The sequence below is a fragment of the Moritella sp. genome, assembly GCF_033791185.1.
Lineage (GTDB): Bacteria > Pseudomonadota > Gammaproteobacteria > Enterobacterales > Moritellaceae > Moritella.
The window spans coordinates 1-11,183 of record NZ_JASJHF010000115.1 but is presented as its reverse complement, the minus strand read 5'-3'; the positions used below and the strand labels follow the sequence as shown (position 1 = coordinate 11,183).

The 11,183-nt window shown below is 44.4% G+C and carries 11 protein-coding genes; 5 read left to right on the top strand and 6 right to left on the bottom strand.

Annotation, left to right across the window (positions count from 1 at the left end; translation table 11 throughout):
* From QNK26_RS07195 to QNK26_RS07175, 5 genes are all read left to right on the top strand, one after another.
* Nucleotides 1–654 (top strand): substrate-binding domain-containing protein (locus QNK26_RS07195; protein WP_319221857.1); only part of this gene is annotated, 654 nt, incomplete at its 5' end.
* Nucleotides 655–687: 33 nt separating this feature from the next.
* Nucleotides 688–1,389, top strand: a complete 702-nt coding sequence (locus tag QNK26_RS07190) for an ABC transporter permease (RefSeq protein WP_319221856.1) — start codon at nt 688–690, stop codon at nt 1,387–1,389.
* Between the two features lie 15 nt (nt 1,390–1,404).
* Nucleotides 1,405–2,109 (top strand): energy-coupling factor ABC transporter ATP-binding protein, encoded by a 705-nt coding sequence (locus QNK26_RS07185; protein ID WP_319221855.1) that lies wholly within the window; start codon nt 1,405–1,407, stop codon nt 2,107–2,109.
* Nucleotides 2,096–2,683, top strand: a complete 588-nt coding sequence (gene mobA, locus QNK26_RS07180) for a molybdenum cofactor guanylyltransferase MobA (RefSeq protein ID WP_319221853.1) — start codon at nt 2,096–2,098, stop codon at nt 2,681–2,683. Before QNK26_RS07185 ends, mobA begins: the two co-directional genes overlap by 14 nt.
* Nucleotides 2,680–4,530: a bifunctional molybdopterin-guanine dinucleotide biosynthesis adaptor protein MobB/molybdopterin molybdotransferase MoeA gene (locus QNK26_RS07175; RefSeq protein ID WP_319221852.1), complete on the top strand. Its 1,851-nt coding sequence runs from the start codon at nt 2,680–2,682 to the stop codon at nt 4,528–4,530. The genes mobA and QNK26_RS07175 overlap by 4 nt, the downstream gene beginning before the upstream one ends.
* 227 nt (nt 4,531–4,757) lie before the next feature.
* Here QNK26_RS07175 and QNK26_RS07170 read toward each other — a convergent pair whose 3' ends face one another.
* The 6 genes from QNK26_RS07170 to QNK26_RS07145 form a co-directional block, all read right to left on the bottom strand.
* On the bottom strand, nt 4,758–5,810 hold the full coding sequence (locus tag QNK26_RS07170; RefSeq protein WP_319221850.1) for a formate dehydrogenase subunit gamma: 1,053 nt from the start codon (nt 5,808–5,810) through the stop codon (nt 4,758–4,760).
* Between the two features lie 203 nt (nt 5,811–6,013).
* Complete coding sequence (gene fdh3B, locus QNK26_RS07165) at nt 6,014–6,631, bottom strand: formate dehydrogenase FDH3 subunit beta (RefSeq protein ID WP_319221848.1); 618 nt, start codon at nt 6,629–6,631, stop codon at nt 6,014–6,016.
* 12 nt (nt 6,632–6,643) lie between these two features.
* Nucleotides 6,644–9,499 (bottom strand): formate dehydrogenase subunit alpha, encoded by a 2,856-nt coding sequence (locus tag QNK26_RS07160; RefSeq protein WP_319221847.1) that lies wholly within the window; start codon nt 9,497–9,499, stop codon nt 6,644–6,646.
* A gap of 12 nt (nt 9,500–9,511) precedes the next feature.
* Entirely contained in the window at nt 9,512–9,715 is a 204-nt protein-coding gene (locus QNK26_RS07155; protein WP_319221846.1) for a twin-arginine translocation signal domain-containing protein, read from the bottom strand.
* A 22-nt stretch (nt 9,716–9,737) separates the two neighbouring features.
* Nucleotides 9,738–10,352: a molecular chaperone gene (locus tag QNK26_RS07150; protein ID WP_319221844.1), complete on the bottom strand. Its 615-nt coding sequence runs from the start codon at nt 10,350–10,352 to the stop codon at nt 9,738–9,740.
* Between the two features lie 9 nt (nt 10,353–10,361).
* Nucleotides 10,362–11,183 (bottom strand): 4Fe-4S binding protein (locus QNK26_RS07145; protein ID WP_319221842.1); only part of this gene is annotated, 822 nt, incomplete at its 5' end.

Here is an 11,183-nt window from a genome sequence, read left to right as displayed (position 1 = left end):
GGTTATACCGTTGACGTGCTTGCTGCAGGCACAGGTAAATCATTACGCATGGGTCAAAATGGTGATGTTGATTTAGTGATGACGCACGCTGCAAAATCAGAAGCTAAATTTGTAGAGGCTGGTTACGGCGTACTACCACGCAAACTAATGTATAACGACTTTGTATTAGTGGGACCAAAATCAGATCCGGCTAAAATTAATGCAGACAAAGATGTTGTGAATGCACTCGCGGGCATTGCATCTTACAACGCGACGTTCATCTCACGTGGTGATGATTCAGGTACCAACAAAAAAGAATTGGGTCTGTGGGAACAAACGAAAATGGAACCAAACTTTACTGGCTACAAAGCAGTAGGCCAAGGCATGGGACCAACACTGAATATGGCATCAGAATTACAAGCATACACTCTGACTGACCGAGGTACTTGGTTAGCTTACCAAAATAAACTCGACCTTAAGATTGTGGTACAAGGTGATAAGCGTTTATTTAATCCGTACCAAGTTATCTTAGTTAATCCAAGTCGTTATCCTGATATCAATTATCAAGGCGCTAAGATCTTCAGTGATTGGTTAGTCAATCCAAAAGCACAAGCTATGATTAACAGCTATCAGCGTAATGGTGAGCAGCTGTTTGTTGCTAACGCCAAGTCTTAATTTCAATTTACCGATAAGAAACCTAGATAGTTAATGGATATTTGGCAAACGACTCAACAAGCAGTACAACTTCTCTTCAGTGGCGATATGGCGCTGTGGGGAATTGTCGGAGTATCATTCTCTGTGTCTTTGCTGGCGATTGCGCTTGTTATAGTGCCTGCGTTAGTGATCGCCTTTGCCCTCGCCTACGGAAAATTCCCTGGGCGGTGGCTGCTATTATCCTTATTTAATACCTGCCAATCTATCCCGACAGTGGTGATTGGTTTATTACTTTATATGATGCTGTCTCGAGCAGGCCCGCTGGGTAACTGGCAAATGCTATTTACCCAAAAAGCCATGGTCTTCGGACAAATGATGGTTTGTTTCCCTATTCTAGTATCGATGATGCACGCCGCGTTTCAAAACAGTGATCGCCGCGCTTGGGAAACAGCACTGACCTTAGGGGCAAGTTTACCCCGCGCATTATTAAGTTTAATGTGGGAATGTCGATTCCCGCTACTCGCAGCCATTATCGCTGCATTTAGTCGTATTATTACTGAAGTTGGTTGTTCGATGATGGTCGGTGGTAATATTTTAAACTCGACCCGGAATATTCCCACAGCCATCGCATTAGAAAGTTCAAAAGGTGCATTTGCACAAGGTGTTGCCCTCGGCATGGTCTTACTTATTCTTGCTCTGGGTCTTAATTTCTTATTATCTATCGCCCGTGGCAAAGCCCACTTGCGCACCAATTAGACTGAGGAATAGGTCATGCAACAAATTAGCATTCAAGCAGAAGATATTTCGATTCGTTTTAAGGATCGGCTGCTGTTTCACATACCTAATCTTAAGTTTGGCCCGCAAGAAGCGATTTACCTCACGGGTGACAATGGTGTGGGTAAAACCACGCTACTAAAAATATTATCAGGCTTACAAAGTCCAACTACAGGTACAGTTAACCTGCAATGCCAGAACTGGTTTACGCGTTTATTTAAAAGTAACGGCAAAAATGGCGTTATCTATATGCATCAAACACCTTATATGTTTGATGGTAGCGTACTTGATAATGTCTGTTATGGTTTAAAATTCGCCCTAAAAGGCCGTCAAGAGCAACGAAGTGAAGCGATCACGGCGCTACGTATGGTAGGGTTAGAGACTTTAGCTAATGAGCATATTTCGGTATTGTCTGGTGGTGAACGCCAACGCGTGGCGATGGCAAGAGCTTGGGTACTAAAACCCAGCGTGCTATTGATGGATGAATCAAGCGCCAGTATGGATAAAGAGTCCATTGAGCGCCAAGTGGTGTTAGCCAAAGATTTACTCGAGCGCGGCTCAACTTTAGTCATCACCAGCCACCAGCAAAACGCACTTACCGCACTTTGCCGCCGTCAATGGTGCATTAGCAATAGCAAACTAATCGAACGAGCAGATTTACAGCTCATTAAAAAAGATAAGGATAACTATGCTCTCGGCTGAACAAACAAGTTGGGTAATTTTAGCAGGCGGACAAGCAAGCCGCATGGGTGGCAATGATAAAGGTTTAGTACAATTAGCGGGTAAAGCCATGATTGAACATGTTATCGATACCTTAGCACCGCAGACAGCTGACATTGCTATTAACGCCAATCGAAACCAAGACAATTACAGCCAATATGGCGCGGTGTTTGGCGATAAATTACAAGGTTACCCAGGTCCACTCGGTGGTATGCATGCAGCTATTTTACATTTACCGGATGCAGAGTGGATTGGCTTCGTACCTTGTGACTGCCCACAATTACCCCATGATTTAGTCGCACGTATGACCGCTGCTTGTCAAGCCGATACAGACATCCTAGTTGCCCATGATGGTGAACATATTCAACCTGTAGTAACGTTATTACATCGCCGTATTTTACCTAAATTAGAAGCATTTTTAGATAACGGTGATCGTAAAATCATCCTGCTATATCGTCAGTGTAATATGCTCACGGTGGACTTTAGCGATCAGCCAAATGCCTTCGTTAATTTAAATACCCCAGTAGAATTATCCCAATTTGGACAACAACAATGAGTAAAATCTACGCGTCACTCCCTTTACTCGGCTTTGCTGCATTTAGTGGTACAGGCAAAACCACACTACTCGAAGCTATGTTACCCAAGTTAGTCGCACGTGGTATTCGTGTTGCTGTGATTAAACATGCGCACCATGATTTTGATATTGACCAGCCAGGCAAAGACAGCCACCGCTTACGTAAAGCCGGTGCGAGTCAAATGCTGATTTCATCACGTTGTCGCCGTGCACTAGTCACCGAAACACCTGATGAAGAAGCAACATTACCGCATTTGCTCACCCAGTTAGATCAAACCCAGCTCGATCTTATTTTGGTTGAAGGCTTTAAAAAGCTCAGTTTCCCTAAAATTGAATTGCACCGCACTGAAGTCGGTAAACCTTGGTTGCATCCAACAGACGATAATATTATTGCCGTGGCAGCGAATGTAGCAATGCCTGAAGCAACGATTGATTCAGAGCGGGGATCTGTAAAGCAATTATTACCGCAGCTCGATATTAACAACCTTGAACAGCTCACTGATTTTGTAGTGCGCTTCATTCAAGGGGAAGTTGATACCAGCTCAACATTAGCACCACAAGGTTTGCAGTGTGGCGATCTAACCCCACAAGGCATGCTGTCTGTTGCCGAAGGTCGTGAGCGTATCCTTAGTCATATTGTACCAATTGAGCAAGCGCAGACCGTTGATTTAAAAGCAGCTCTGGGTCAAATTGTCGCACATGACATACTTTCACCGGTCAATGTACCGCAACATACCAACTCAGCAATGGATGGTTATGCCATTCGTGGTGACGATTTAGATCGTGAAGACTATTCAGTAGTTGCTCATATCATGGCTGGCCACAGTTACGACTTGCCCCTCGAAAAAGGCCAAGCCGTGCGCATCATGACAGGCGCAGCCGTGCCAGAATGTGCTGATACAGTAGTCATGCGCGAGCAAGCACAGCAAACAGATACAACGTTAAATAATAAAGCTGAGAGTACGGTACGCTTTAATCTCGCGATGTCAGCGATTCATCCAGGCCAAAATGTTCGTCAAGCTGGTGAAGATCTGGCATTAGGCCAAACAGCTGTCGCGGCGGGCAGCAAGATCACCGCACCTGAATTAGGCATGATAGCCTCACTCGGTATCAATCAAGTATCGGTGCAAAGACCAGTACGCGTGGCGATTTTCTCCACTGGTGATGAAGTACAGCATCCGGGTGAAGCGCAAAAGAATAACTGTATCTACGACTCAAACCGCTACACCTTACACGCGATGTTAACCCAAGCGGGTTGTGAAGTAATTGACTTAGGTATTATCGAAGATAGCGAGGCGGCATTAACAGCGACCTTAGAGCAAGGCAGCACGCAAGCTGATTTGATCTTATCTTCTGGTGGCGTGTCGGTTGGCGATGCTGATTACATTAAGACGGTATTAGCTAAGCTCGGACAAATTAACTTTTGGCGTATCAATATGCGCCCTGGACGCCCGCTTGCATTTGGCCACATCGATGCAACGCCATTTTTCGGTTTACCGGGCAATCCCGTTGCTGTGATGGTGGTATTTTTACAATTTGTAGAACCTGCGATCCGCAAGCTGCAAGGCATGAATAATTGGCAACCACAAGTACTCAATGCTGTGGCGACAGAAAGATTCCGCTCTCGCCCTAACCGCACTGAGTATACCCGCGGTATTTTTAGCTTTGATGCTAATGGTCGTTTAACGGTAAAAAGTACCGGACAGCAAGGCTCAGGTATCTTACGTTCGATGAGTGAAGCGAATTGCTTGGTTGAAGTATTACCTGAACAGGCAAATGCAGAAATTGGTGATTTGGTTCGCGTGATCCCATTACAAGGTCGCGTTTAATAAAAACGAGAACTGTAATAACAAGAAGCGTCTGGGGTACTCACATTACCCTATTCGCTTCGCCCTTTTATCTTCTATCTTCTATCTTCTATCTTCTATCTTCTATCTTCTATCTTCAGCTATTAAGAACTATCTCGATATCTTTCTCGATTAAATAACCCAGTCTGCTTACATGCGTAAGCAGACTGCAATTATCAAGCTAGTACTACCGAGTTACTTGCAACTCGCTATTTATCATCTGGTTTAGATGGTGTTTCACTTGTAGGCTGATTCTCTGGCAAGTCTTTTACTTTTTCATACCAGATATCATGGTGCTCTTTGGCCCATGTTTCATCCACTTCACCGGTAACCATACCTTCTAGTGATGCTTCGATACCCACTAACCCCACGTAAATATGGAATACAAAACCACAAATCAATACTAGTGATGCCAGCATGTGCACAAGGTTGGATAACTCCATATCACGACGGGTTTGATCAAACAGCGGAAAATCCAGAACAAAACCACTAAAGGTGATAAACACACCACAGAATATGAGTAACCAAAACAGTGCTTTTTCACCACCGTTAGAGAAATCTGCCGATGGATGCGTGCCTTTGTGCTTACCGACCATACCACCCATTTTCATGAACCAGTTGATATCGACCTTGGTAAACAAACTCTTACGCCACCATTTGATCATCACCGTAAACAGTAAGATGGCAAACAAGGGACCCACATAGTTGTGATACTGCTTTGCGCCATAAATAATCATTGCCCAGATATCACGCGGAATAATAGGCTTAATAAAGTGTTTACCGTACACCAATGTGAGTCCTGTCGCTGCAAGACTCAAGAAGGTAAATGCCATACTCCAATGCAGTGTACGGTCAACCAGACTCCAGCGTTTAATCTTACGTCCTGTTTTGGCTTTGCTTAATTTTAATGGACCAATGGTAAAGTAAGCCAGTACCACTAAGCCAATACTACCAAAGATTGCCAATGCACCTAACGGTGACATCCACTTCTCTTTCAGCATAAACCAAGCTTGGCCCGGAACACTAACCAATACACCGTGCTCAGGTGATTTTGATGTGGTGTAACCCTCTTGACCATCTCGCACAGCACGCCAATAATCAGCGCCTGCAAAACCAGCAAGCTCACCTTGTACTGACGATTCGCCTAAACGTTCACTACGCGGCTTGTCATCTGCAGTTTCACTCGCAAATGCTGACAAGGTAAAGCTCAGCATTAATACACTCACTAACAAAGTGAACCAATGTTGAATTCGCTTAGTCATTAAATCTCCTCACTGTGCCTACACAACAGCGCTAAATAGACAGCGGTTTATCATAAAGCAAACTGCCTCTATATATATTAAAACTAATCGATATTAAAACTAATCGATAGTACAGCTAATCGATGGGTATAAACCGCCTAGTAATAGTAAATTCATACCCAAGTCATACAGCCAGTTAATTTACATTAACCAGCGCGCCCGGATTAGCTTTCTTGCGGTTTGCTCGCGTCATAAGAGAGGTCAGCAGTACTTGCCCAACCAGCATTTTTAGCACCACGGGCAACAACACGCTCAGCATAAACATCAGAGATCTTAGATGCATCACCAGCAAGCAAGGCCTTAGTAGAACAAAGCGATGCACACATAGGTAACTTACCTTCAGCAATACGGTTAGCACCGTATTTCTCTTTCTCTTCTTTAGAACCGTCTTCAACATTTGGTCCACCAGCACAGAAGGTACATTTATCCATCTTGCCACGTTCACCAAAGGCATCTTGCTTTGGAAATTGCGGCGCGCCAAATGGACAGGCAAACAAACAATAACCACAACCGATACATAGATCTTTATCGTGCAGTACAACGCCATCTTCAGTGCGTTCAAAACAATCAGCAGGACAAACCGCCATACACGGCGCATCAGTACAATGCATACATGCTACAGAGATTGAGCTTTCACCTGGTTCACCGTCGTTTAAAGTAACAACGCGGCGGCGTTGGATACCCCATTCAAGGGCATCATCATTTTCGTTCTTACATGCGGTAACACAACCATTGCATTCAATACAACGTTTCGAGTCACACAGAAATTTCATACTCGCCATCGGAATGACTCCTTACGCTTTAGAGATTTTACAGAGGGTTACTTTTGTTTCCTGCATTTGTGTCACAGGATCATAACCATAGGTTGTTGCAATGTTTGCTGATTCACCCGATACATATGGAACTGAACCTTCAGGGTAATTGCCACGTAAGTCTTCACCTTGGAAATAGCCACCAAAGTGGAATGGTAAAAAGGCAAGACCGGGTTTAACACGGCGAGTAACCATAGCTTTAACGTGAATACGGCCTTTTTCAGCGCCTTCAACCCACACCATTTCACCGTCTCTAAAGCCTAAATCGTTAGCATCTTTCGGGTTAACTTCAACAAACATTTCTTGTTGTAATTCTGCTAACCAAGGATTTGAACGGGTTTCATCACCACCACCTTCATATTCAACCAAACGACCCGAAGTTAAGATAATTGGGTACTCGCCCGATACATCTTTGTCTTGGATTGATTTGTATAGCGTTGGTAAACGGAACATCGCTTCACTGTCATCCCAAGTTGGATAATCAGCAACTAAGTCACGGCGCGGCGTATACAGAGGTTCACGATGAATTGGCACAGCATCTGGGAACGTCCATACCACAGCACGAGCTTTAGCGTTACCAAATGGGATACAACCGTGCTTAATAGCCACACGTTGAATACCACCAGACACATCGGTTTTCCAGTTCTTACCTTCTGCTTTTGATTTCTCGTCGGCAGTCAATTCATCCCACCAGCCAAGTTGCTTAAGCAGTTTGGCACTAAACTCTGGGAAACCACCTTCTAACTCACAGTCTTTTGAATAACTGTCTACAGCCAGTAAGCTCTCACCATTACGTTCAACACCAAAACGGGCACGGAAGTTACCACCACCCAATGCTACAGGTTTAGATGTGTCATAAAGAATATGGGTACCAGGGTGCTTCATCTCTGGCGTACCCCAACATGGCCAAGGCAGACCATAAGTCTCACCATTAGCAACACCACCTTCACCAGCTAAGGTAGTTTTATGGAATGTATGCCAATTTTTTTGGTGTGCTTTCAAGCGTTCAGGACTTTGTCCGGTATAACCGATTGTCCACATACCCTTGTTGTATTCACGAGTAATATCTTCAATCACAGGTTGATTATTTTTAACCTCAATGTTCTTGAAGACTTGCTCTGCTAAACCAAGCTTTTTAGCCAACAAGTACATGATTTCGTGATCAGGTTTTGATTCAAATAGTGGCTCAATGACCTTATCACGCCATTGAACTGAACGGTTAGTTGCAGTAACTGAACCTGTGGTTTCAAATTGCGTTGTCGCTGGTAGTAAATAAACATTGTCAGTACGACCGTTCATTACCGCTGCAACACCTGGATACGGGTCAACAATAACCATCATGTCCAGTTTGCCCATCGCGGTGCGCATTTCTGGACCACGAGTTTGTGAGTTAACCGCATGACCCCAATAGAACATGGCACGGATATTATCGTTCTGTTCGATATTATCTTTGTTTTCTAATACGCCATCAATCCAACGCGATACAGGAATACCAGCATGGTTCATTGGCAGCTTGCCGCGGTAGTCTTTTTGATCAAAACGGTTTTTCAGCCATTCGTAATCAACATCCCATACCCCAGCCCAATGTTTCCATGCGCCTTCAGACAAACCGTAATAACCCGGTAAGTTATCTGATAACACACCAAAATCCGTTGCGCCCTGGACGTTATCGTGACCACGGAAAATATTCGCACCGCCGCCAGATTTACCCATGTTGCCTAACGCAAGTTCAAGAATACAATAAGCACGAGTATTGTTATTACCCGTGGTATGCTGAGTACCACCCATGCACCAAACTACGCAACCTGGACGGTTTTCAGATAACAGTTTTGCAGTCTCATATACTTCCGCTTCCGGCACACCAGATACACGTTCAACTTCTGCAGGTGTCCATTTAGCCACTTCAGCACGAACTTCTTCCATGCCATAAACACGTTGATGGATAAATTCTTTATCTTCCCATTCGTTTTTAAACACGTGATATAGCACGCCCCAAACGAAGGCAACGTCAGAACCCGGACGCAATGATACGTAATGATCAGCTTTTGCTGCTGTACGAGTACGACGTGGATCTGCTACCACAATCTTACAGCTGTTCTTTTCTTTGGCGATGAGGATATGCTGCATAGCAACAGGATGCGCTTCTGCAGGGTTTGAGCCAATGAACAAGATAGATTTACAGTTATGCATGTCATTTAGCGAGTTAGTCATCGCGCCATAACCCCAGGTATTTGCTACACCCGCTACTGTTGTAGAGTGACAAATACGTGCTTGGTGATCGACATTATTTGTGCCCCACATCGATACCATTTTACGGAACAAATACGCCTGTTCATTATTGTGTTTTGCTGAGCCTAACCAGTACACAGAATCAGGGCCTGACTCTGCACGGATCTTAAGCACTTGCTGACTGACTTCTTCAAGTGCTGTTTCCCAGCTCATTTTTATCCACTTGCCGTTAACCAGCTTCATTGGATATTTTAGACGTTTCGCACCATGACCATGCTCACGCAATGCTGCGCCTTTTGCACAATGACCGCCCGCATTGAAAGGGTGATCAAATGCAGGCTCTTGGCCTGTCCACACACCTTCTTGCACTTCGGCATAAATACCGCAGCCCACAGAACAGTGAGAACAAATTGTACGTTTAATTTCCACTGGCGATTCAGGATCAATGGATTTCGCTTCTGCCTTTTTCATCATGCCCGGTGCGAACATGCCCACGCCAACAGCACCACCAGCGGCAGCAATTGAAGAGTTGCGCATAAAAGCACGACGGGAAATACCGAGTTGTTTTTCGTCCTTACTGACCGTATCGGAACGTTTAGTTAATTTCATTTAGAGCTCCGCTTACAAAGTATCGTAATAATCACGAATGTGTTGAGTTTCATGGTAACCTGTTGTTTTTTGTTGTTTATCATTCTTTTCTTGGCTATCAACAGACGCATTCGCAGTGGTTGACACACCCGTTGCGATAGCACCTGCTGCAACACCTAAACCAATGTTTTTTAACAGTTGGCGGCGGTCTTCATCCGGCTTATTTTGTTTACTCATCGTGTTTGCTCCTTTATCGTTATTATTTTTTTTCGTCGATAAAACGTATTTTTTCAATACTTAAAAATTGCCATGCTAATTCGGCTACCGCGCTGTAAAACACAGCGCTTTTAGCTGTTTTCAAATCTTGGCAAAAACGTTCAAACCAAGTATCGATATGACGATTAAAAAATTCAGCTTGATCGCTATGATTACTTTCGCTCACCAACATGGTCATGACCTCTAGCAAGGCGGCGATATGATCTTCCGGTTCTTTTACTGATTCATCACGTTGAAAACCCAGTTTTTTCAAATCATGGCGCAAATGTGCAAGCGGCATTTCCATTAATGAACCGGTGAGAAACCAAGAGCCAAACGGCACAATTTCACCGTGGCCGATACCAATAAACAGGTCTTGATATTCATCTTCTGCGGCGGTTAATAAGGTTTTTTGTGCGGCCAACTTCAGTAGTGGCCAAGCAGCTGACATACCCGTGGTTTGAATTAATGCATTCGGCGCATCAACATCAAGATTAGCTAACCAGTCAATCACCTCTGCATCCGGTGCTTTACGTAATAAATGTGCAAGTAAGCTGTAAATATCGATGCGCAATGCAGCATCTTCAGTAAATGACTGTGACATATTTTGTGATCCCATAATGTAGCCCTACACGTTTAACTGACGGAGTGGATCGTCAGCCATATCTGAAAAAATATCGCGAACACGACAGTCTTCACACATAGATAAACGGCGAATAGCATCACCTTGAAATTGGCTGTGACCTTGGAGTTTCTCGGTTAACATGGCAATCATCGATGCAGGTGCAAAGGCTTTACCACAACTTAAACAGCAAGCCGCTTCTTCTTCGTGGATCATTACCGCACTACGACGGCTTTCTACGTCCCAGTTCAGACCCGGTTTAAGACTAATCACTTGTTCAGGACAGGCTTTTTCACAAAGACCACACTGCACACAATCTTGTTCTCTAAACTGTAGACCAGGGCGATCACCAACTGCATGTAATGCAGCCGTTGGGCACACTGCGACGCAACCCATACACAAGGTACAATCATCGGTTTTACATTCCACACTGCCATAAGGTGCATTTTCAGGCATCGCCGAATGTGTCGGTTGCAGTGGACTTTGGGCTGATAATTTATCTAGCGCAGTAAATAATTTTTCACGCTTAGTGCCAGACAGTTGCTCTGCTAATACCGCACTATCCATTACCGCGATCTTATTCTCAACAACAGGCAATACCGGTTGAGTAAACGCCACAAAGTCTGCTGCCGAATCTAAATCAAACAAACAAATACGCCCTGCTTCAAAACCCATCTCAGTTAAGAAGGTATTGGCAATGGCCAGTTCATCATTAAGCACGCGATCAATCGTCGCCGGAATATAAGCGATGTTAGTGGCCAGTAATACTTGATGTGCGCCATAGAGTAAGGCACTAAACCAAGTATCAACACCAATCGTCGCCAGCTC